A 23481-nucleotide genomic window follows, 5' to 3' on the forward strand; every position below is an offset into this window, starting at 1 on the left:
ATTATTTAAGTGTTAATGCTTATTCCAATGAATAGCTTTTCTTTATCCCAAGAGCGCTGAATAAGTCATTCATTTGCTGACTAGCCACCTCACAGCTTAATGTTTCAACACGAATATCCGGCCTCAACCACTTGGCAGACAGCAAGGTTGTCGAGATATCGCCCAAAACAAGCACGTCATCTCCCAGCAGAGGCAAGATAAGCTCAAAGCCTATATTTTTATCGATACGGGTTGAACCTGGAAACATCTCATCGAGCAAGTCAAGGTTAGTACTCCTCGGGTGAGCCTTGACCCCAATGTCACGAGGGGAGAAAGTTTCTAACAATCGCTTATAGGCACTTGTTAGACTATCCGGCTGCCTCATATAACTAGCCTCATGAGGCAAAGTAATCAACACCTTAATCGCATCGAAACAGCTTAAATCGACCTTTCTATCATCAAGTAAACTTTTAGAAAGCTGTTTAAATTGATCAGATGAGAACAAATCTGTGTTGAGCGCTAAGCGCTTCTTTTCCTGCAACAGAGGGTGAGCATACTCAGGGAACGCCAAATAGGCTTTTGAAATCCAAGCAGAAGAGCCTATTGTCAGGGCGTTCTTCCACCAGGTTCCGTATACGAGTTTCTTAAGAAAAGGATCCAGAAAACGGTGAGCGAAGCTATTCATTGATTTGTGGCCAATATAGCTCACCGCACCATCATCCATGTAAATACCGGTCGCACGTCTACCCGATTGACTGGCAACATGCATCGCATACTGAAACTCTACTCGGCGATCATTTCCAGTATAAATTTGTTTACTCGAATCCGAAGCAAACAAAACATCAATCCGTTTCATGACCTCCCGACGATGCTGTATCTTTCCGAGACCTTTATCATTCGCTAAAGAAACGGTTTCTTGAAACAATCCCTTTACTTGCTCAATCGCTAGAGTGAAGGATTTGGCCAAATCCAGGTTTTTTGAAACAATTACAGCTATGTTTTCTTGTCCTTGATTTTCAATTGCTAAGTTAGAGGCAATAAAAAAGTGTAAAGGAGAGGATATGAAATAGTAGTTTTTCATCGCGTCGTCAGCACCGGCTATTCTTGCATGTGTCTGATCTTGCTACGCACTTTAGATATATTGGAATCCTGCGCATAACGCCCTTTCGTCACATGACGAATTTGAAAGACACCATCAATATCTAGAGGGGTTCCTTCCGACTTAATCAGCCATTTGAACGCTGTATCTTCATAAGTTTTACGCCAGGTTAGCGTTTCGGTCTGGAAGATTCTTATTTTTTCACAATAGCCAATCGCCCGAGCTACATCACCATGTACAATCTGAAAAGCGCCTTTTGCTTTATCACGAGTATGAGAGCTAAAGTTCGCGGTTTCAATATCAACTAATTGAGGCTCGGCATCTTTACGCAACATCGGGTCGTCATCTTTCAACATGTCAGTTGTTTTCTCGGAGCGCGGGTAATACAAAATATCTTTCTTACCTTGAAGTGCTTCAGCCAAAGAATCGAGGCAATTCTTATGGAAAATAATATCGCAGTCGGTAAACCACAACCAGTCAGCTTTAGTCGAACGAGCCGCCATGTTTCGACCAATTCCGCGGCGAAATAGTTTTCCCTTACTTAGCGGCTGAAAATTCCAAGTAACATTTGGCACCTCTAGCTTAGAAAAGTAATCTAAAACAGCTTTGGTACCTTTATCTTCCTCAGCATAAAACACGGTTGCGGTTAAACGTAACTTACTGGGTGGGTAGTTGACGTATGAACTTAACTGATAGCTCAAGGTATTAGAGTAGTTCCAGCAATGACTTACGATTTCCAGATCAAACTCACCTGAAACAGCTGACCGAGTTTCGGTTTCAGGAATGGGGTCGCGAAACCACGACACGGGTAACAAAGGCTTAACAAACCACCGAAATAGTTGGATCAAATATGAATCATAACGAAGTGGCGGATAAGTTTTGGTTTGTTGCATCAAGACGTTTCCCAGAGAAAGTATCGTAGCCAAGGATATTACCATAAGAGCAATAAAATGGTTCCTATTATTAAGACATACTCAATCCCATAAACGGTGAAGGAAGACAACACAAGCCCCAAACTTGTCCACATATTTTTTTGTATGTTAGTATCGCCGCCATTTATTGAAATACCTATCAGATCCAGGATTCATAATGCTTTATAGAAGTGAAGTTGACGGTTTACGAGCCATAGCAGTGCTACCAGTCATTCTTTTCCACGCTGGACTATTTGGTTTTAGCGGTGGCTATGCTGGCGTCGATATCTTTTTTGTTATCAGCGGTTATTTGATTACCCGTATCATTCTGGATGAGCTGAACGCAGGTACTTTTACGATCAGAAACTTCTATGAGCGTCGCGCACGTAGAATCTTACCCGCTTTATTTAGCATGCTGACTGTAACAACGCTTATTGCCGTTGTCGTGATGCCTTCAGAGCTTTTTAAATCTTATGCCAATAGCGGGCTAACGGTTATCAGCTTCATCTCTAACTTCCATTTTTATAGCGTTAGTGATTATTTTTCTACGGCAGCAGAGCAAAAACCACTGTTACATACCTGGAGCCTTGCAGTAGAAGAACAGTATTATGTACTCTTTCCTTTGTTAGCCTTATATGCCTTCCGTAAAGGTAAGTCACTCTCTGCAATCGTTATCGCTCTCACGCTCGCCTCTTTACTGTTATCGCAATATATGGCCTTCAAAGGAGACTCCGCAGCAAATTTCTATTTAATTTCCTCTCGTGCTTGGGAGCTATTGTTTGGCTCAATTATTTCCATATACAAATTTGATCAGATTTCATATACGAGACCCGTCAGGCAGATAGCGTCTTTGACTGGTCTCACAATGGTTATCGCTTCATTCTTTTGCTTTGATGCTGACACGCCATTTCCTAGCTTTTATACTTTGCTACCCGTTATAGGTGCCAGCCTAATCATTATATTTGCTGATCGCCAAACTCTAGCTGGCAAATTACTCTCTCTAAAGCCAATTGTAGCCGTAGGACTCATCTCCTATTCTCTCTATTTATGGCATCAGCCATTGTTCGCGTTCTTGCGGATGAAGAGCTCAGGCGAACCTTCTGAAGCACTATTCATCCTGGCAGTACTTTTAACCTTCGTACTGGCTTTTCTAAGTTACCGCTATGTCGAAACCCCGTTTAGAAGAAGCCCTAAGTTCAAAAACAAGGATATGATCCAGGTTGCTAAACGTTGGATAGGTATTGCTATATTAGGCTTTGGATTCATACTCGCAACTGACGGCATGCAATTTCGTTTTAGCACCGAATATGATGCAACGATTGAACATAACCCTAAGAGAAAACAGTGCCACACCAAAGGGAAAGACTACCTGCGCCCGGAAGAATCGTGTCATTACTTCAACGACAATGTCACCTGGGCTACTTTTGGAGATAGTCACACCGTAGAACTTGCTTATGCCTTAGCAAAGAAGCTCGAGCCTCATAAGCAAGGCAACCGTCACTTGTCGTTTAGTGGCTGCCAACCCGCGCTGAACTATAATGTCAAACGAGGTGGCTGCCATAATTGGACAAATGAAACACTAGCTTACTTAGAACAAGAACAAAGCATTAAGAATGTAATCGTAGGCTACCGATATACAGGTTTTTTATCTAAACCAGATATCAATAATTGGCTGAGAGAACCTTTCCGAAAAGAAACGCACGAAGAAGTTTGGGAAATGTACTGGCAAAGCCTAGATGAGATTATCAGTCGCTTATTAAAAGCAGGTAAAATGGTCTACGTAGTCTATCCGATACCAGAATTACCAGATCATATCGCGACGATACTGACCCCGAACTACCTCTTTGTTGATGATTATACCTATGACAAGGATAAAACCACGACAGTGGATGCATACATGAAGCGTCATGCGTTTATCCTTGAGAAACTAGATAGCTTGCCATTTGGTGATAACCTGAAAGCAATTAAGCCTCTCGAAGCAATATGCTCTGAAGAATACTGTCCGACAGTAAGGGATGGCCAAGCACTATATTTCGATGACGATCACTTAAGCTTAACAGGTGCCGGAATTGTACTGGATCATGCACAACTCAAAATTGACTAGCCAATAGGGATTATCCAAAATCCCACTTGGCATGTTTGGCTGAAAACTCAACCATATGATCAATAAACGCACGCAGTTTGGTGGTAAACTGCTTATTGCTTGGGAACAAGATGCTTAAAGGTAAGTCAAAGTTATACTCTGGGAGCACTTCAACCAGCTCACCCTTTTCCAGCGCATTGGCGATATGAACACGAGGTAAACGGGTGATTCCCAAACCATCGACGGCAGCCTGACGAGACATAAACATATCATTGGTGGCAAGACGTGTTTCCACCAAATCAACCAGTATATCCGGCTCAGGGTTAAGCCATTCAGGGATTTCCAGCTGAACTAATTTATGGCCACCTAAGTCATCAATACTGTCAGGGTAACCGTACTTCTTAATGTAGGCAGGACTACAACAGTAAACAACGACAGCCGAGCCCAAACCACGCCTGACAAGACTGGAATCATCCAAATGACCAGCAATGATCGCACAATCGATCTTCTCTTCAATCAGGTCTACTTTACGCTGATTAACCAGGTTCTGAAGCTTAACCTCGGGGTACTTCTCCATAAAGCTCGCCATCAGTTCAGACATAAATGGGTCTTCATAGGCGTAAGGCGAAGTCACTCTTAATATTCCTGAAGGCTTGGCTTGTAAGTTCTGAACAGCTAACTCTGCTGTTTCAGCCTCCTGAAGCATGCGACTGCAGTGTTCATAATACACTGCGCCGATATCAGTCAGCTTTTGCTGCCGGGTGGTACGATACAGTAACTGTACATTTAAGCGTGTTTCCAGATCAGAAATTCTTCGACTAATAGTAGAAACAGGAATACCACTTTTCTTCGCAGCACTGGAGAAGTTGCCACTATCGACAACCGCTACAAACACAGCCATTTCATCAAGAGAGTAATTCATAGCCTAAGCAACCTTCTCAAATATGGTAAAGTTATTCTATTTTTTTTGTTATTGCCCTTCAATCTGAGCAGATATAGACTAACTCAAAACTTGCTTAGCGGGTAGCACTAAATACAGGCCTTTTGGTACTACCCCTCTTTTCTCTCTTTTCGTTTTACTCAGTTGAGTGACCCGTTTAACTTTCTGATATAATCGACTTGCATTAAACAGGTAGCATAAATAACATCTACTTACTTAACCAATCGATTAAAGGCAAACATAGGTTCCCTTCTTAGAAGTACCTTATTACTAGGCCTTACCTTGTTAAACACTTTAGAATACTTTCCCGGGCTGGTAACACGTAATGACAAGCCATATATTTCTGATTGACACTGAACTTCAATGCTTTGCGTCACTAAAAATTATTGAAACAGAAAAAATCCATCGCCCCATATTCTTTAGTTTTAACAAGAAAGCTTCCCACTACCTCAAGCAACGTAAAAGTAAAGTAATTCCTCTGGAAACTAAATCAAGAGGTATCTTCCGAAGAGCCCGTGCTCTTCATAAAAACATTAGTAAAATCAAAAAGCACTTAAACGATAAGAATATTTTTTACATTAACCGGCTCGATCTAATTTATACGAACGTCATCATTGGAACGCTCAATAAAAGTCATAACATAGAAGTTCGAATCGTGCCTGAAGGTACGATAAACTATTCACCTGAAGACGCATCCGTAAAGTGGGAATATAGAGCGAAGAAAAAATGGCCATCGCGCATAAGCTATGGAGTCACTGGACTACGCATATATCCTATAGAAGGGGAACGAATAGGCACAGATACTCCCATCGTAAGCACTGCCTATAGTTTTTCTGGGCTAGAAAGCCCTTACCCTAAGTCGAAAGTGAAATACATTTCCTTGCCTGACAAAACTTCTGAATCGGATCGAATAGGGGCTAGAAAAGCATTGGTTGTAGGTCAGTGCCTTCTAAAAAATAGTAAAACGCCAAAGGAAGTTGAACACCGTATTTCGAATGAAATAGAGAATAAGTTAAGCTCATTGGGCGTGACTGAAATACATTATATTGCCCACCCAAGGGACGAATACGACTGCCTATTCAAGGAAAACTATAAAAAAATTGAACACGATTACGTTTGTTTAGAACAGTATTTGGAACAAAATGAGTATGACGTTCTGATATCATGCTGCAGCACAGTTTTACTCACTGCAAAACTGATTTTTGGTGATCGAATAGACTCTATATCTGTTGGCGCCAATATCTATCCACAGGCCCTTGATAGTATTAGTACTATATTCAGAGTAGCGAACGTTGATACGATTGATCTTGATTCAGTCGGATAAATCAAGCTGTGCAAAACGTTCACTTAATAACGACACACCAGACCCTTTTAGAACATCCATGACCCTCCGACACAAAGAACATTATCTAAATCCAAGTAATCTTTCGCAGTGGACTCATTCACCCCACCTGTCGGCATGAAGTACATATTACGATAAGGCCCCGAAATTGCCTGAATATATTCAACACCGCCTAAGAGCTTTGCTGGAAATAACTTTACCAAACAGAGACCCAAGGCAATAGCTCTCTCAATCTCCGTGGGTGTTGCGACCCCAGGAATAAAGTCAAAGTTTCGCTCTTTAGATTTCGAAATTATTAGTTCATTCAACCCTGGAGAAACCCCAAAATCGGCTCCCGCACAAATCGACTCATCTAGCTGCTCAACATTCAATATAGTACCTGCCCCGACCTTCAAACTTGGAAAGTCGCGCTTTATGCTACGAATAGCATCGAGAGCTACGTCTGTGCGTAAAGTTACTTCAAAGACATCAAACCCATCAGCAACTAATGCCCGAATTTTATTTTGCAAACCTTCAAGATTCTTAACAACGAGCACACAGACGACTTTATTTTTTAGATATTCCATCTTTATCCACCAATTATCTCCATTGCAGCATTAAGAACCTCGTTTTTATTATCCTCATAAACCTCAGGAAAAACATAACCCCACTTAGCTTGGATGGTAGATAGCTTTTCAACCCAATTACACTTTTCGAGATGAGAATATGAGTCATCAATAAAAAGAGCCCTCTTGATATTCATTCGTTTTATATAGTCATCCATGAACAAAGACTTGCAGCCAAATTGGTCATATGACCTCGAATCAAAAATTTCGACATCACGCAACACACCGTACTTTTCAAGAAGCGCACTGACAGTTTCTGCATCCTTCGTCGTTACAACAACAACATTCGAATTGTTATTTATTAAGTCTATGAAGCCATTAGCACCTTCATAAAAGTGATTTAAATCAAGCCATTCATCCCAGAAATGATTTCTAACAACTTGTCGCGTAGCAAAAAATCTATCCTGGAAAACCCTAGCTTCGTCTCCTGCTTCATTTGGCAACATATCTAGAAATTGGACGTCCTTCTCTTCGTCCAAACACTTTAATAGATAATAGTAATTCCACGCGGGACCAATATGACAACGCTGTTCGAGAAACCTCCTGCAATGCTCACTATTCAAGTCTACGTCAGAAAGTTTCTGAGATTTTTTAGTCGCAAGCATAGCCATAGCATATGCTTCTTTAGCCGAATCTACGATTACACCATCAAAGTCCAGAAATATAACACTCTCATTTTGAGTTTTAGACTCATTGCTCTGATAAATCCCCATTAAATCACGAGCAATTTCATAGTCTTCGTATTCATCTATATCGATGCCCGCAATCTTGGAAACACAGGACTTAAAAGGGTTCTTACCAAGAAGATACTCTTTATCAAGCATCAATGACTTAGGAGCCATATACAGCCCATTCGTTACCCTATAAATATTAGGCAGCTCCTGGCTAATGGTATGTTTCTTTGTTGCAGAATAATTGATTGGTTTTTCATCATCCCAAAAATATTCCTTGAGCAAGTTTACAGAAACCAAGCTATCGAAACTTGAAGTTTCTGGAATAACATGATCATAGTACTCACGAAACCCCTGCAAATACTCTTGAGGACTCATCAAAGGAACAACACATGTCACCCAAGCAATGTGCTCGTGCGGTATATCTTTAACGACACCAACAATGACCTCACTAAAAGTAGCTTTATGTCCGTCAGCAAGGAACTGATCGCGACGATGAACTTTTACACCCTCTTCTCGAGCAATATCCATCAGTACATCAGCCTCAGTACTAACGTATATGCTATCTTTTGACAGCACTTTCTTAAGCTGTCTTATTTTCCACGCTAACAGACTAATTTTGTCTTCACCAACCTCAAGAAGGGCCTTTTGCGAAACTCTTGAACTACCAAGTCTGACAGGTATCACTGCCGCAATATCATACTTATTAAACATTTCTCACCATTTTATAAGGTCCTATTGTCATCGAGCGACTCAGCCTCCTCTTTCTTATCACTTCGTTCATTGTAACAACAACTTAAGCCTACCAACTCCATCACCGCAACGTGACGGTATACTAAATTACAGCCCTATATAGATTATCTGATTACATCATAGAAAACGAGCCACCTAATCTTTAAGTTATACAAGATCCTTGTAAGCGTCTGGGCATTACCTATTGATCAGCCTTCCCGTTATGTGGCAATAACTCATCCAGCCGATTATTCTTATGCGACGGTAATCGGTTAAGCACATCTTTCTGATAGGCGTATGCTTCCAATCCATTCATCTTGGCGGTTTGGATTAACGACATAATTGTAATGTTTAAGGGGACGGAGGGATTATTTATTAGCCATTTTTTGGTCTCCCTCTACGCATCTGGCCAATCTTTTGCCCTGTCTTCTCGGCAACTTGGATCTTGAACCTATCGGAACCCAGCGGTTGGCAATAGTGTTCTGCTAACCGAATCCCGTGCACATCTGAGCCACTCAAGCTTTCTTTAAATAACTCACGATATTGATAGCATCTTTGCTCTATATCACTGCCTAACTCAAGATACAGTTCATGCGGAGTTGTCACAACATGCTCATCACCATAGGCATTTGAGCCATAGCTACTCCATTTGTACTCTTCCGGCCGCTCAACCATTTTCGCTGTCACCGGATTTAGTTCGATATATCGATAACATTTCAACAAATAGGCCACCCCATCAATAGGGCTTGATTTGTGCCTACCTTCCCATAACGTTCCTGTGCGCTTGTACGTCTTATTAAAGTACTGCGCATAACGGCTACCCAACACCTTCATCACTTGAGAAATACCATCTTGCTCTGAAGCTGTCATAAGTAAATGCACATGATTGGTCATCAAAACATAACTATGAAGCGCCACATTGTAACGGCTCAGTACCTCGCCTAGAACATGCAAGTAAAATTGGTAATCTTCAGGTGAGTAAAAACAGGCTTCTCGATTATTCCCGCGCTGAACAATATGAAAGGGCACGTCAGGCAAATACATCCTTTTTCTTCTCGGCATCGCAAACTCCTTTTTGCGTATGGATTAAGAATCATTGAAAGTATCAGAGTTTGGGTTTACGGAGAAGTTTGTCTGCTGGTCAATTAATAATCCCTCCGTCCCCTTTCTTTACTTTTCTCTCATTTCGTTTTACTCCGGCGGGTCAACCCGGTCCGCCGAAGAAGTATTCACCCGAAACCAACCCGCAATCGAGTAGCGATCCTTTTTAGCTGGCAGCACTTCATGCGGAAACTCTTCACTAAGAAAGACCACCAGTGTCGCGAAGCTAGGAAGCACTTTTTGCCCTTCTTGATCATCCTGATCCTTGTATACAACTAACTCACCGCCATCCTCTTGCGTCCAGTCTTTATTAAAATAGGCGACCAAAGTGAGTGTTCGATTTGACTGCCCCTTAAAGGCATCCAAGTGGCGCTGATAAAAATCACCCGCACTGTAATGCGCAAAATGACTTTCGAACGAAAACAAGCCTAAGTATAAGCGCCTGTTCATATAAGACTGCAATTGAGACGCCCATTCAAGCCAAGCCTTACCCGCCTCCGTCTCTTCTGAGATCCAAGCGATTTCATCAGAGCGAACCGTCTCGTTCCTCACAAAGTCTTGCTCACGCCCTATTCCGGCTTTCTTGAATTTCTCTGAAGCTAAGCCTTTTACTTCCTGCGCCAAAGCATCAGCCAAAGCCTGAGGGATCGCCCCTTCATTGATAGAGCAGCCGGTTTGAATCAAATCTTGCGCGATTGACTCAAACAAAACTTCATTGTCTTCTGGGCTTGATAAGTACACCGATAGTTCTCCAAAAAGTCATTGCTAAGAACACGATTTCCACAGTATAGTTCGCGTTCTTACTACGCAAAAATGCGGCCCTTAAACTTCAAATATTTAAAAGGATTTTGAATATGACGAACATTCTATTTTAATTACCCAAAAATCAATACTGACAACTGAACTTTCTGATCAACAGAAAGCTATTTAGTTCTGTCGATAAAACTCTTCACGCTTTCGTGCTTATGCGAAAGCTATAAATAAATCCTCTTTATAATCAAATTTTGAGAAACGACACTATGACTGCGTCTAAACTATTCGCACTAATCACTTTAATTTTATTTTTGTCTGCTTGTGGCTCTGACAGTAAAAATATAACACTGCCTGATTGCCCCGAGCCAGATAATAGCTCCGACACAATTTCCGAGTCAGACCTCTGTGGCAAGGCTTTTATCGACGACCTTGGCGATGATACCTATGTTATCTTCAGTTTTTTCTCTGACATGACCTTTGAATTCACCGGAAACGATGATAACGATTCACGTTTAGCGAGCGTAACGAGCGGTACATGGGCAGTGGTAAATAACGAGGTAATTGTTTACCTTGCCGATGAAACACTTACCTTTAGAGAGTCTGCGATCGAACAGGGCCAATACTGCTTCCAACTTCCTGAAGACGATGTCAGTCATATCAGGCATTGTGCAGTAGAAGCAATTCAACCTTCGTTAAGTGATCTCACTAAAGAATTCTACTATGAAGACTGCCCTTTCTGCTCTATTGAGTTCTTTGCTAACAATACGGGCGCTACCAACGGAGATGAAAATGATGGCTCGTCTTTTTCATTTTCCTGGAGTTTTCAAGGTGACGGCACAATATCCATTGTCTACGACCGTGCTTTGGGCAGTAACAAGTTCTTCTTTACTGAACAGGATAGCGAAAAAATTAGCTTCATTAGTTTAAACGATTATGCTGATGAGGCACCTTATATGGACTCCAACGTCCTCTTCATAAAATAGAACCTGTGCCTAGATTCAAGTAAGCAAGCCTGATCATTCAGGTTTGCTTACTTCTCACCCCGCTCTTTATAGACTCTGTCGCCACTCAACGATCTGCTCGGCTAACCACTGTGGTGCATCCAAAGCCAAGTCATGCCCGGCATAGTGATGACAACGATAATCTGCCCCCCATGCTTGGGCGGCATTTTCAGAGCAGTGGTAGCTAACAATCCTGTCTTGTTTAGCCGCAATAAACAGCATATGTTCGACGGGCTTTTGTGATTCGCATTGAAAGCGACTGGCCGCCAGAATTTGCTTGATTGCCGCTCTCCGGCTAGGTGGCTGCTTACGTCTGAAGTCTAACCACTCATCTAGCAAACACTCATCACTATCTCTCATGTTACTCGACAATCGCAAAATTTCACGCTCACTGTAGCGCATAACGGGGTTAAACCAGGCCTTTAGGAAGCCTGCATAGGCCTTAGGTTGAAGTCTCTGATAAAAGCGAGCATAGGGTCTAAAGCTTGAATTTATCAGTATCAGGCTAGCGACTTTTTCAGGGTGCATTTGAGCCAAGGCAAGCGCCACCATTCCGCCCATGGAAATACCTACAAGATTGATCTTACCGTCAACAAGCTTGGCTGAGTCAAAAATCCTCGGCGCAAGACTCTCAGCAATTTCTTCTATCGTCCCCGGGCTAGATTCATGATGTCGCTCACCAAAACCTGGCAAGTCCTCAAACAATACCTCTGCGCCTGACAGTGTTTTTAAGTGCTCAGGAAACTCACCCCAATGCAATTTCTGGCGAGACAAACCCCTTATTAGCATCCACTTTTCCATTAGCGATACCAAAACTGCTTAGCTGCTTGAAAGGTCTGTACCTGCTGCTTTTTCTTGGGCATCCAGCTCTTATAGCCAATGGCTGCCGAGCAAAGAAAATCGAATAGCATAATATGCCGCCGTAAAACGCGTTGCAGGCGATGCGGCACCATCGGGTTGAATAAACCAGACCTAGAGAATAGTTGAGTCGGACGCTTCTTAATCCAATTCCATGAGCCCATCTCAAGCGTCAAAGGAATCATCATACTCTCATGTGAATTCTTATGTCGCTTGTAGATGTAATCCCACAGATCTCCATGCGTGATATAACTCAATGACTGAGGCTCAAAGATATAATGATGGTGAGAGTAAGTTCGATCTAGCAATAATTTCAGCGCATAAATCTTGTCGAGTACCGCAATAGGCCGTTTGCGATAAGCATAGGGAAACCACAAGTAATCGTGGAAGCCAAAGCCCGAATGACAGTCTAGCGTTAAGGTAAAGGGCGATTGATCAGAATAACGCTCGACCACCTCTACCAGCTTCTGGTTCTCAAGCTCCATTTGCTCCTCGACCTTGCCACAATACCAAGGCAGGTGTGGCGATATTCTTTGTCCGCCACCAAATAACAGGGCCTCGCTCTCTGCTTCCATCGGAGAGTTACGCATTAAATCCACACCATTGGGATTAGCACGTGTATTGAGATACATCCCGCCAGGATTAACTATCGGCAAAAACACTAAGTTCATTGCTTCTAATTGTTTGGCGACCACCACATCCCAAGACATTCGCGACAGCAGCATCTCTAGGTACGACAGCAAAACTTGTGTACCGATACGCTCGATCCCATGAACACCCGCCGAAATAATAACGGTCGGCAGCCCCGGGCGATAAGGTGTCATTTCAATGCTATACAGTGGCAGCTGATGACCGGCTAAATCAATATTCGCTTCGGTATTAACAACCAGAGGGTGCTTAGTGTGGGAAATAATCTGCTCTAACTGCCAAAGCTCAGGCAGCCGTTTTTTTATTTTATTTTTATTCATCAATATATCCGTATAAGCCGTACTCTCTCAAGATTGTCTATCTCGTGTAAGCATGGTGGTCTTCAAAAAAGAATGAAAAGCCTTTGACGATACGCCAGACATCAAATACCTGCCTTAAGCTAAAGCATGTATCACCATGGCTAATAAAAGGAGTGACCACTAAATCAACGTCTTTTTTCATCTCGCGTAGTTTGCGGTATAAGAGCTCTGACTGCCCGCAGGGAATGACATTGTCTGCCGCGCCATGCAGCAGAAAAACCTTGGCACTCAAATCATCTAAGCGAGAGACAATATCCAGAGCCTCTAATTCTTCTGATAGAGGCGTTTTCGCTTTCGAAAAAAGTAGTTCCCGGTACTGTGAGTCGCTCAAAACACGATGCACCAGACTCGCTTCACTCTGGCTTAATTGGTCGATGCATTGCCCTAAAGTAATATTACTACCCGGCTCCGGCTTGTTTTCTATATCAAGCAGGGTCGTTTCATTAATATTGTCCTGAATCGCTGCATCCAAGGCTTGTTGTAAAGCCAGGCAATTCTCATTGACCTTCGCCTCCATCACCATTGGGATAATTTTCTTCAGTACAATATAACGCCCATAGGGGTCTGCATCGGTATCGGTCAGCAAGTAGTTCATCACCGAATCAACTTCCGTAAATGCACCAATGGCACACACCGAGATGATTCGGTCTTTAACACGTTCATCCGCTGCAGCAGCCAAACATATGGCACCGGAAAAAGACGGCGCAAGAACACTCAGCCTACCCGAAGAACATAAGTGCGACTGATCCACCAACGCACTTAATATATCTGCAACCAAGTCGATCTGCCGAGGATCAATCTTCAAAGTTTTGATTGACTGAACATCAGGAGAAACCACTCTAAAGCCGACATGACATAGCGACTGACAAAGTGTAACGATACGAGAATCGTCTTTTCCAAAAGGAGACATGCCGTGAAAGAACGCAATGCATCCCTTCGGTTTTATATGCGGTTCATAGACATCAACACTGACGCAGCTGCTATCAATATCACTCCCCTCAAGATAAAGCAGTTCGCTACGGGCAGACTTCTCGCCCGACGCCTGCTCACCATGCAATGTCCACATCACATTCAATGCTTGCCAGGCCGCACGCATTATTTATCTTCCTGTTGTTCAATAACTTCAGGGATATAGCGCTTACGCTTCTTTTCCTTGATCTTACTGACATCGACCATCACTAAACCGTCGATACAATCACCAAAGTCAGGGTCAACACCAAAGCCCAAGAACTTTAGGCCACCCGGTTCACATAGGTCGCTATACTGCTTGTACAAAGTCGGCACGCTACAGCCCATATTCGACAAGATGTTCTTAAGAATCATAAAGTCTTCTTTATAATCCGTACCTGAAAAATTCTGGCTCAAGGCATCAAGCAGATCGTTTGAGAGCAAATAGGGGTGCTTCGATACAGCCTTAGGCCGAGATTCCGTCTCGTCAAAGCTGCCAAAATAAAGAGTGAAGAAGTAAACTAATAAATCTTTTGCTGCTTTAGGCAGGTCGTTCGAGATACTGACCGGACCATATAAGTATTTCACATCAGGGTTCTTGCTTAAGTAAGAACCGATGCCATACCAAAGGTAATCCAAACTTCGTTTGCCCCAATACTTAGGCTGAACAAAACTTCGCCCAAGTTCCGCCCCTTGCTTTAGTAGAGGAAGCATTGACTCGTCATAATCAAAAAGGCTGGCGCTGTATAAGCCCTGAATACCCTGCTGTTCGATAATGTCTTTGGCATTGCCCAGGCGATAGGCACCGACAATCTCCAACTCATTTTCATCCCATAAGACCAATTGACTATAGGACGAGTCATAGTGGTCAATATCACGCCGCTCACCTGTTCCCTCGCCCACTGCGCGAAAGGCAATTTCCCTTAAGCGGCCAATCTCTCTCAATACCGCGCAGCTTCCTTCGTTCTTATAGAGAAAGATCTGTTTATTATCACTGGTCTCACCCAATCGGTTTTGAGAAGCAATAAGCTGCTTAAGTATTTGACGTGATTCAGGGTGAGCAACCGGTGACTGGGTTTGCCATATCCCCTTTTTACCCTTACCCACTTTATAGAGGTGTTTTTTGAACAGTTTGACCTGAGTCTTAACTGGCAAACCACTCTTGGCATAGGTCTCATGAATGACAAGCTTACCGACACGGATCGCAACCGTCTTGCGTGTTTGCTTATACATTTCAGGCACAAGCATCATGGTAGAAAGCGGCTTATAGATCGCAGACACACCGTAAAACAGAGCAGAGTTTGCTGCATCAATATACAAAGGCAACACCGGCGCATTCATTTCTAAAGCTATATCAAGAAAGTCACGACGCCACTTGGTATCCGTCACCCCACTCGGGCGAATACGGGATAATTCTTCACTGGGGAAAAAGATCAGCACACCTTCTCGCTCCAGGTGTTCTTTCAAAGCGACATTACGTGTTTTAGCCGTATTCTCGGAGTAAGGCTGACAAGCCAAAGTAATCGGCGCAAGCGCATCTAACTCATGAACGCCTTCATCGACCACAACACGCACGTCTGACCTTACATCACTTACCAACTTGAATACCGCCGCTGCATCCAGAGTACCTAAAGGATGATTGGCGATAATCACCAAGCGGCCTTCAGTCGGAATTCGTTCTTTCTCATTCCAAGGCGTCTGAAAGGAAAACTCAAAGTGCTGAAGAATCTGCTCGACAAACTCAACACCTTTAAGGTGAGGATGATCTCGCAGGAAAGAGTCTAAGGTTTTTCGTGAACGAGATAGTGAGCTAAGCGGTGCTCGTAATATCTCGGGAATCCCACCGTTTTTATCGGCAAGGCCATCATTGCTAGACATGCGCTCGACAGCAGGTTGAAGTGTACCGTTTGTTTTCTCACTATCTACTGCCTTGTTAACCAACAAGCTCTGAAAACCCATACCTAGACTCCTGTGTTTTTAGGCAGGATAGTAATTCAGTGTGAAGCAAATGTGACGCTTTGGTGTCAGTTTGATGTCAATGGGATCACCACGGAACACAGTTGATAAACTTGACCCTAACCCGGTAGCCCTTTAAATTGCTTGCCTACTCATACGAATTCGCCACGAACAAGAGAGCCAAAATGAAATATATCGACACCCCAAACTTCGGCGCACCTGATGTCATGCAAGTTGCTGAAGGCGAACGCCCTGGCATTCAAGAAAATGAAGTACTGGTGAAGGTAGCAGCAGCCGGCGTTAATCGCCCTGACGTGATTCAGCGACAAGGCAACTACCCGGCCCCAAAAGATGCGTCACCCATATTGGGTTTGGAAGTAGCCGGTGAAGTGGTCGAAGTCGGTTCTGCCGTTACTACCTTAAAACAAGGCGATAAGATTTGTGCACTCACCAACGGTGGTGGCTATGCCGAGTATGTAAATGTACCAGAAAGCCAATGTCTACCCGTTCCTGAAGGCTACTCAATGGTGGAAGCAGCAGCCTTGCCAGAAACCTTCTTTACAGTGTGGTCAAACGTGTTTGATCGCGGTCAGCTGAAAGCGGGCGAGACCTTTCTTATTCATGGCGGTACCAGCGGCATCGGTACCACGGCGATTCAACTAGCCAAAGCGATGGGCGCAAAAGTCTATGCCACCGCAGGCAGCGATGAGAAAGCAAAAGCCTGTGAAGCGCTGGGTGCAGAGCTTGCAGTGAACTACAACGAACAAGACTACCTGCCCACTATCAAAGACCACAATGACGGCAAAGGCATCGACGTAATTCTTGATATGGTTGGCGGTGAGTATATTCAGAAGAACCTCTTCCTCGCCGCGATTGAAGGCCGTATTATCAATATTGCTTATCTTCAAGGCCCGATCAACAAGGTAAACTTCTTGCCCGTGATGCTAAAGCGTTTAACGCTGACCGGCTCGACGCTACGTCCTCAATCTTTGGACGCTAAGGCCGCAATTGCGCAACAGCTAAAAGAAAAAGTCTGGCCGCTGCTAGAGAACAAAACCATTAAGCCTGTGATCGCCAAAACCTTCGCACTCGAAGATGTTGTTGAGGCGCATACTCTAATGGAAAGCAATGCCCATATCGGCAAAATTATTTTAGACCTTTCACACTAAGCACTCATTCCACAAAGAGAACAGCGAAACATGCAAGCGCCTATCAAGCCCGAGACAATCAATGATCTGGACCTGTCGAAAGACTTCAATATAGGCCTTGCGTGCACGCGCCCTCAAATTCCCAACTTTGATATGCAGTCTACCGCGCTCATCGTTGACCATGGCGATGAGAGTAACGAATTACATCAAGCTTATTCTTATCAGCAACTCGATAAGGCATCCAACCAATGTGCTGCACGGTTAAGTGAATTGGGCTTGATAAAGGGTGACAGGGTCATGCTTTGGCTACCGAATGTTATCGAGTTCCCGATTGCCTTTTATGGCACAGTTAAGCTTGGCGGTATTGCGGTGCCCAGCTCTATTCTGCTTAGCGGCGACGAGATTGATTACCTGGCGAAGGACTCTGGTGCCAAAGTGCTGATCACCACCGCTGCGCTGGCCGAGAAGCTACACCTGGATACACTAGAAGAGTCAGAGTTGGCTCATGTTTTGATTATCGACGAACTCGCCGAGACCGCCAGCACAAGTAGCAAGATTAAGTTTCAAAGCTTTGCAAACTTACTAGCAAGTTCATCCGATGACGAAATCGCAGTCAATACCTGCTATAACGACCCGGCCTACTTAGTCTACACCTCTGGCACCACGGGTTATCCAAAAGGCGTATTGCATGCTCACAGGGCTTTGCTGGGTCGCTTACCCGCGGCCTACCATTGGTTTGATTACCAAAGCGATAAAACTGACCGCATTCTGCATTCGGGTAAGTTCAACTGGACCTACGTACTCGGCACCGCCATGATGGACCCGATGCTGCTAGGCAAAACCGTCGTTGTTTATAACGGCGATGCCACGGCAGAAACCTGGCCGAAGCTGATCGCCAAGCACCAATGCACAATCTTTATCGGTGTACCAACCATTTATCGCCAGATCATTCAGAAAACTGAATTTTCAGCTAAAGATGTACCGACACTTCGCCACTGTATGTGTGCAGGCGAGCATCTTTCAGATGAAATGCTTGGGTTATGGCAAGACCGCTTTAATCAGGATATTTACGAAGCTATCGGCATGTCTGAATGTTCTTATTATTTATCGCATCACCCTGCTCGCCCCATTCGCCCGGGCTCTGCGGGTTGCCCTCAGACCGGGCATAAAATACATCTACTCGATGAGAACTTAGAGCCAGTCAAAGACGGTGAAGAAGGCATGCTTTGTATCGACGAGCAAGACTTAGGACTGTTCATTGAATACTGGCAACTGCCGGACACCACACAAGCCACACGCAAAGGCGGCTATTTTCTCACCGGCGACTACGCCAAACGAGACGAAGAAGGCTATGTTTGGTTCCTCGGTCGACGTGACGACATCATCAACAGCTTTGGCTTTCGTATTTCACCCCACGAGATTGAACGGGTATTGAAAACCCACCCCGACGTCGCTGATTGTGTCGCTCTCGAAGAAGAGATCGGGCCAGATAAGAACTTGGTCGTGGCGAGCGTCATTCGCCATGAAAGTAGCACGCTAGATGAAACAAGCCTATTAGCCTTTGCAAACGAACATTTGGCTCAATATAAAGTACCTAAAAAGATTTACTTCACCCAACTGTTCCCCCGAACGGCCAACGGCAAAGTGCTTCGCAAGCAAATGAAGGCAGATTTAAAGAACTAAATACGCCTTAATAAAGTAAGCAAACCTCTAAGCAACAGGTAGTGTGTGTCTTCACTGGCTATTGTCACAAGTACTTGAAATTGCTTAGCGCGTTGCGCTTATTCGATTAGGACGAGCAACTATAGTGCGAGACACCGCCAGCCCCGAAAAAGACCTCGGGCTTCAAACGGTAGAATTTATTTTTCACCTCTAATGTCTGCTCATCGTATGGTTTGCTCAACACGTCTTGTAATTCCTTTACGAGCGTATAGTCACCTTTCATCGCCTGTTGATACGCTGGCACGACCAACCATTCACGCCAGGTGTATTTTGGGTTGACGCGCTTCATCTGTAACGACAGAGCTTCGGCGCCCTCCTCAATGTTTATCAGCCCTCTCCAGGTCTGTAACCACTGCGACCATGCTTCTTCCTTTTCATCACTCAGGTCTTTATAGAAGCTTTTCTTAAGCGTCGAGACATCTTCAGGAAGCTCTGACAGCTCGCGGAAGAAGAGGGTGTAGTCAACAGAGGTTTGAACCATTAGCTTTAAAAGCTGATTGAATAGCGTTCCATCAAACTTATTAAGCCCCAGCTTAGACGCCCACATTGATTCCATTTTCTCTTGAATCACAGCAGTGAAGCCTGAGCGTATCTCATTAAGCTTTTCTAATACATCGGGCTTCGATGCAACAAGGGGTCGCAATGCCGAGCAGAAACTCTCAAAATTTGCCTCGGCAGCAGCATGTTGATTGAAAAACGAAAAGTGATGCCCGCCACCACTCCAAGGCTGATAAAACGGTTCAAACACTTCGCAGAACCCGAATGGACCATAGTCAAGGGTATACCCCCCCGCTGCGCAGTTGTCACTATTGAAGTTGCCTTGGCAATAACCTACGCGAAGCCAGTTTGCGACAAGCGCGCTTAAACGCTCACGAAACTCGCTAGCCAACCGCAGTAATTTATCTTCGAACGATAGGTCTTCATTGATCTCACTTTTGTATTCACGATCAATCAAATGCAAAACGATCATCTTTAACTCTTCGAGAGCTTTTGGATGAGCCTTGCTACGCGCTCGACGAGCAAACAGTTCAAGCTGCCCGACCCGTAAGAAAGACGGTGCGACACGTGTTGAAATTGCAACCGGGTTCGATACCATAATATCCGGATCTTGGGAGTAAGAACCTTCAGAATACCATGGGCGATCAACGGTCTCTGAGCCAGATACATAAAGGCATAAGGACCTAGATGTTGGCACCCCTAGTTGGTGCATATGCTCCTGAACCAGAAATTCTCTAATACTCGAGCGCAGCACTGCTCGCCCATCCGCACCACGACAATATGGCGTTCGCCCACCACCCTTTAGCTGCATCTCCCAACGCTGACCATTGATGACAGCCTCAAGGACAGATACTGCACGGCCATCCCCGTAACCGTTGCCTGTGCGGAACGGACACTGTTGAATGTACTCCGTGCCATAAATCGACAGCGCATAGCCAGTTGCCCAAGCTGTTTGTCTCATAGGTTCTGGCACATGCGACATATCACCAGAGAACAAACGACGGAAGCCTTCCGTTTCCACCAAATTGTCGTCAAAACCCAGTTCGCTGAAAAACTTCCTGCTGTGAGCGACATAGTCAGGCTCAGGAATAGGCGTCGGCTTTACAGGGACATAATGTCCCGAAAAAACTTGTCGAGGCGCGTAATCATCCCCACTGGCCGTCGCCTGAGGGTCGCACCGAAGGTTATTCATTAGTGAATAGTCGGCTAATTTAGCCAGTTCATCGAGATTCGTTATGGGAGTAGATATATCATTAAGCTGCTTGTTAGCCATATTAATTGATGAACCTTTTCTAATTACTCTAAATCTGAGGAGATACCTTGTCTCAAACTATCACATTATCGACCTAAACCGAAAACACTTGGCACTCTGTGTAAGCTAATTGCTTGGTGTCCTCTACAGGTAAACCGCAAGCCTTTACCTTTCCTTACAGCAAACAAATTGGTTCAAAAACGAGATCCTTGATACAATCTGCGACCGATTTGGTGGGCTAAGGTCACTATCCTTGGCTTCGTTTGTATTTCCGGCACCTCACGAGGGTGCACTCTTTGTGGCTCGGCCACGAGTAAAACGTAAGAGGCTAATATGTCTAAGCAAGATTCTGTTGTAATTGTAAGCGGTGTTCGTACACCAATGGGTGGTCTTCAAGGTAGCCTGTCTACTGTTCCTGCGCCTGAGCTAGGCAGCATCGTTATCAAAGAAGCGGTCGAGCGTGCGGGCCTTAAGCCTGAAGACGTACAAGAAGTGATCATGGGTAACGTATTGCCAGCCGGTCTTAAGCAAGGCCCAGCTCGCCAGGCAATGCGTCAAGCAGGCCTACCTGATGCAACGGGTGCTACCACAATCAACAAGCTTTGTGGTTCAGGTATGAAAGCGGCGATGATGGCACACGATGCGATCAAGGCAGGCACTAACGATGTAATGATTGCTGGCGGCATGGAGTCTATGTCTAACGCTCCTTATATTTTGCCAACGGCTCGTAAGGGCTTCCGCATGGGTCACGGTGACCAAGCAATGGATCACATGTTCCTAGATGGTTTGGAAGATGCTGAAACAGGTCGTCTAATGGGTTCTTTCGCACAAGAAGTTGCAGACAAGAAAGGTTATACACGTGAGCAGATGGATGACTATGCGATCCAATCACTTACTCGTGCAAAAACTGCAACGGAAGAAGGTTTGCTAAAAGCTGAAATCGTTCCAGTAACCGTTAAGTCTCGCCGTGGCGATACTGTGGTTGAGCACGATGAGCAGCCATTCAACGCTAACATCGAGAAAATCCCTAGTCTTCGCGCAGCTTTTGCTAAAGATGGTACCATCACTGCAGCGAATGCTTCATCAATCTCAGATGGCGCATCAGCACTTGTTCTAATGCGTGAAAGCGAAGCTGAAGCACGTGGCCTTAAGCCTGTTGCTCGTATCGTTGGTCATGCTACGCAATCCCAACACCCAAGTGAATTTACAATCGCTCCTGTTGGCGCAATTGAAAACTTGTTTGCTAAGACAGGCTGGACTAAAGAAGATGTTGATTTGTATGAAATCAACGAAGCCTTCGCAATGGTTGCAATGATGCCTATCATTGACCTAGGTCTTGACCCAGAAACGGTGAACATCTTCGGTGGTGCATGTGCACAAGGCCACCCTGTTGGTTCAACAGGTTCACGTTTGTTGGTTACCTTGATCAACGCATTGAAAGTGAAAGACAAGTCTAAAGGTGTTGCTGCACTATGTATTGGTGGTGGTGAAGCAACCGCTATGGCGATTGAGTTGATCTAAGCTCAGCGTTCATACTAAGAACAGCGCTACAGCAGTACTAAAAAAGGGTCGCAAATATGCGGCCCTTTTTATTATTAATGGAATCAAAACTTTGAAGCTCGGTAAACGCCTAAAAAAACTCAATGAGATGTGCCTAAATAACTACGAGCACATCTGGGATTGCTGCTGCGACCACGGTTTATTGGGAATCAACCTGCTTGATCGGCAAGCCGCACCCACAATTCACTTTGTTGATATTGTTCCAGAGCTCATTGAAGCCTTGAACCTGAAGTTAGTTGAGCTCTTTCCGGCGACTCCTAACAACCAAACATCTTGGAAGACCTATTGCAGCGATGCCTCCCAGTTACCTTTAGACAAACATCAAGGCAAACATTTGGTCATTATTGCTGGTATAGGTGGTGACGAAACGATGAGCCTGATCAACCAGCTTCATCAGAAGTTTCAAAACCTTGATATCGATTATCTGCTCTGCCCTGTTTATCACCAATATGCACTTAGGCAGCACCTCATTAAGCTCGATTTTTCTCTGCTTGACGAACAACTGGTGAAAGAACGAAAGCAGTTTTATGAAATACTGCATGTTTCTTCGTGTAGTGGTTTAAAGAAGGAAATATCTCCGGCGGGTAGAAAAATTTGGCAGGGTGAAACGGAAGTTCAAGCTGAGATTGCCCATGAGTATCTGGCGCGCGTTCTATCTCACTACAAAAAATCCCGAATTAATCACGGAGATAAAGTCGATGAGGTCATACGCGCCTATGAGCTTTGCGCTGAACATATACAAGCATAAAGAAGTTGTGGGCAGAAGGTTCCACCCCTCACTTACTCAACCCAACAAGAAACATTGTACTGATTCACCAGCGAGCCGAGGAAAGCACTGCCTACAAAACGATTGCTGTTTTCAATCGAGTCTGACCCCATTGAAACGCTTTTACCTAAAGCTCTTAAGGTAAACCTCTGACATCTTCCAATCTTCATCAGGGTCGATTGTATAGCTGAAGGGGCGTGGCGTGGTATCCGCTTCGATAATACTCTTTATTAATTCGTCAGCTTGAACCGGGTTGTAGACTCTAAAAAGTAACTCTCGCGTCTTATTCCAGGTAATTCTCGCTAAAGGCACAGCATTCCCGCCGGCTCGAAGGTCAACGTCCAATTGCTGGCAAAAAGGCTCAATTTCTTTTGCTTCCTCTGGAAGTGTCAAGCCTTGTTCATCTTCGGTGTCTAATTTAAGAATCAGTGATAACTGCCAAGCATAGAGTTTACGCGGCTCGTCCTCAAAAGTGGCCAGTGTCGTGTTCACCGCAGCATAGACTTTTGCACCCATATCTTCACGGTGGATGACTTGGTAACTCGGCTC

The 23481-nt window shown here is 44.4% G+C and carries 20 protein-coding genes and 1 pseudogene; 7 read left to right on the top strand and 14 right to left on the bottom strand.

The genetic code is table 11. From position 1 onward, the window contains the following. Positions 1-19: 19 nt before the first annotated feature. Positions 20-1060 (bottom strand): polysialyltransferase family glycosyltransferase, encoded by a 1041-nt coding sequence (locus tag A3763_RS11495; protein WP_068510878.1) that lies wholly within the window; start codon positions 1058-1060, stop codon positions 20-22. A gap of 17 nt (positions 1061-1077) precedes the next feature. Continuing rightward, entirely contained in the window at positions 1078-1971 is an 894-nt protein-coding gene (locus tag A3763_RS11500; protein ID WP_068510881.1) for a glycosyltransferase family A protein, read from the bottom strand. 196 nt (positions 1972-2167) lie between these two features. On the opposite strand from A3763_RS11500, the gene A3763_RS11505 reads away from it, so the two are divergent. Then, on the top strand, positions 2168-4093 hold the full coding sequence (locus tag A3763_RS11505) for an acyltransferase family protein (RefSeq protein WP_068507741.1): 1926 nt from the start codon (positions 2168-2170) through the stop codon (positions 4091-4093). 10 nt (positions 4094-4103) lie between these two features. On the opposite strand, the gene A3763_RS11510 is transcribed toward A3763_RS11505, so the two are convergent. After that, positions 4104-4994, bottom strand: coding sequence for a LysR family transcriptional regulator (locus A3763_RS11510; protein WP_068507739.1), 891 nt, complete (start codon positions 4992-4994; stop codon positions 4104-4106). A 343-nt stretch (positions 4995-5337) separates the two neighbouring features. Between A3763_RS11510 and A3763_RS11515 the strand changes: the two genes are divergently transcribed. After that, the gene (locus A3763_RS11515) at positions 5338-6336 is read left to right on the top strand and encodes a polysialyltransferase family glycosyltransferase (RefSeq protein WP_068507737.1); all 999 of its coding nucleotides are present in this window, start codon (positions 5338-5340) and stop codon (positions 6334-6336) included. 47 nt (positions 6337-6383) lie between these two features. On the opposite strand, the gene eda is transcribed toward A3763_RS11515, so the two are convergent. The 5 genes and pseudogenes from eda to A3763_RS11535 all read right to left on the bottom strand — a co-directional run bounded on the left by eda (position 6384) and on the right by A3763_RS11535 (position 10204). Beyond that, positions 6384-6920 carry a bifunctional 4-hydroxy-2-oxoglutarate aldolase/2-dehydro-3-deoxy-phosphogluconate aldolase gene (gene eda, locus A3763_RS11520; RefSeq protein WP_068507735.1) on the bottom strand — a complete coding sequence of 179 codons (537 nt, stop codon included), beginning with the start codon at positions 6918-6920 and terminating at the stop codon, positions 6384-6386. Positions 6921-6922: 2 nt separating this feature from the next. Continuing rightward, on the bottom strand, positions 6923-8344 hold the full coding sequence (locus A3763_RS27590; protein WP_068507734.1) for a cytidylyltransferase domain-containing protein: 1422 nt from the start codon (positions 8342-8344) through the stop codon (positions 6923-6925). Positions 8345-8564: 220 nt separating this feature from the next. After that, positions 8565-8705: pseudogene (locus A3763_RS27015) on the bottom strand (transposase domain-containing protein); the annotation flags it as partial. Positions 8706-8737: 32 nt separating this feature from the next. Beyond that, positions 8738-9424, bottom strand: coding sequence for a transposase (locus A3763_RS11530; protein ID WP_068507732.1), 687 nt, complete (start codon positions 9422-9424; stop codon positions 8738-8740). 129 nt (positions 9425-9553) lie between these two features. Further along, the gene (locus A3763_RS11535) at positions 9554-10204 is read right to left on the bottom strand and encodes a 2OG-Fe(II) oxygenase (RefSeq protein ID WP_068507730.1); all 651 of its coding nucleotides are present in this window, start codon (positions 10202-10204) and stop codon (positions 9554-9556) included. A 278-nt stretch (positions 10205-10482) separates the two neighbouring features. Here A3763_RS11535 and A3763_RS11540 point away from each other — a divergent pair, with 278 nt between their 5' ends. Then, complete coding sequence (locus A3763_RS11540) at positions 10483-11199, top strand: lipocalin family protein (protein ID WP_068507727.1); 717 nt, start codon at positions 10483-10485, stop codon at positions 11197-11199. 66 nt (positions 11200-11265) lie between these two features. On the opposite strand, the gene A3763_RS11545 is transcribed toward A3763_RS11540, so the two are convergent. The 4 genes from A3763_RS11545 to A3763_RS11560 are packed head-to-tail and all read right to left on the bottom strand — an operon-like array spanning position 11266 to position 15989. After that, positions 11266-12018 (bottom strand): alpha/beta fold hydrolase, encoded by a 753-nt coding sequence (locus tag A3763_RS11545; protein WP_068507724.1) that lies wholly within the window; start codon positions 12016-12018, stop codon positions 11266-11268. Continuing rightward, entirely contained in the window at positions 12018-13043 is a 1026-nt protein-coding gene (locus A3763_RS11550) for a M14 family zinc carboxypeptidase (protein WP_068507722.1), read from the bottom strand. The genes A3763_RS11545 and A3763_RS11550 overlap by 1 nt, the downstream gene beginning before the upstream one ends. 37 nt (positions 13044-13080) lie before the next feature. Beyond that, entirely contained in the window at positions 13081-14178 is a 1098-nt protein-coding gene (locus A3763_RS11555) for an alpha/beta hydrolase (protein WP_068507721.1), read from the bottom strand. Further along, positions 14178-15989 carry a lysophospholipid acyltransferase family protein gene (locus tag A3763_RS11560; RefSeq protein ID WP_197479448.1) on the bottom strand — a complete coding sequence of 604 codons (1812 nt, stop codon included), beginning with the start codon at positions 15987-15989 and terminating at the stop codon, positions 14178-14180. Before A3763_RS11560 ends, A3763_RS11555 begins: the two co-directional genes overlap by 1 nt. A 182-nt stretch (positions 15990-16171) precedes the next feature. On the opposite strand from A3763_RS11560, the gene A3763_RS11565 reads away from it, so the two are divergent. Both A3763_RS11565 and A3763_RS11570 read left to right on the top strand, forming a co-directional pair. Beyond that, positions 16172-17155 (top strand): NAD(P)H-quinone oxidoreductase, encoded by a 984-nt coding sequence (locus A3763_RS11565; RefSeq protein ID WP_068507718.1) that lies wholly within the window; start codon positions 16172-16174, stop codon positions 17153-17155. A 30-nt stretch (positions 17156-17185) separates the two neighbouring features. Beyond that, the gene (locus A3763_RS11570; RefSeq protein WP_068507716.1) at positions 17186-18817 is read left to right on the top strand and encodes an acyl-CoA synthetase; all 1632 of its coding nucleotides are present in this window, start codon (positions 17186-17188) and stop codon (positions 18815-18817) included. A 106-nt stretch (positions 18818-18923) separates the two neighbouring features. Here the strand turns inward: A3763_RS11570 and A3763_RS11575 are convergent, their stop codons facing one another. After that, positions 18924-20627 (bottom strand): YdiU family protein, encoded by a 1704-nt coding sequence (locus A3763_RS11575; protein WP_068507714.1) that lies wholly within the window; start codon positions 20625-20627, stop codon positions 18924-18926. A gap of 312 nt (positions 20628-20939) precedes the next feature. Between A3763_RS11575 and A3763_RS11580 the strand changes: the two genes are divergently transcribed. Continuing rightward, the gene (locus tag A3763_RS11580) at positions 20940-22127 is read left to right on the top strand and encodes an acetyl-CoA C-acyltransferase (RefSeq protein ID WP_068507713.1); all 1188 of its coding nucleotides are present in this window, start codon (positions 20940-20942) and stop codon (positions 22125-22127) included. Between the two features lie 91 nt (positions 22128-22218). Continuing rightward, complete coding sequence (locus A3763_RS11585) at positions 22219-22914, top strand: tRNA (adenine(22)-N(1))-methyltransferase TrmK (protein ID WP_068507712.1); 696 nt, start codon at positions 22219-22221, stop codon at positions 22912-22914. 141 nt (positions 22915-23055) lie between these two features. On the opposite strand, the gene A3763_RS11590 is transcribed toward A3763_RS11585, so the two are convergent. Further along, the coding region (locus A3763_RS11590) for a DUF695 domain-containing protein (protein ID WP_156495056.1) at positions 23056-23481 on the bottom strand (426 nt) is incomplete at its 5' end.

This window comes from Oleiphilus sp. HI0128, from assembly GCF_001635365.1.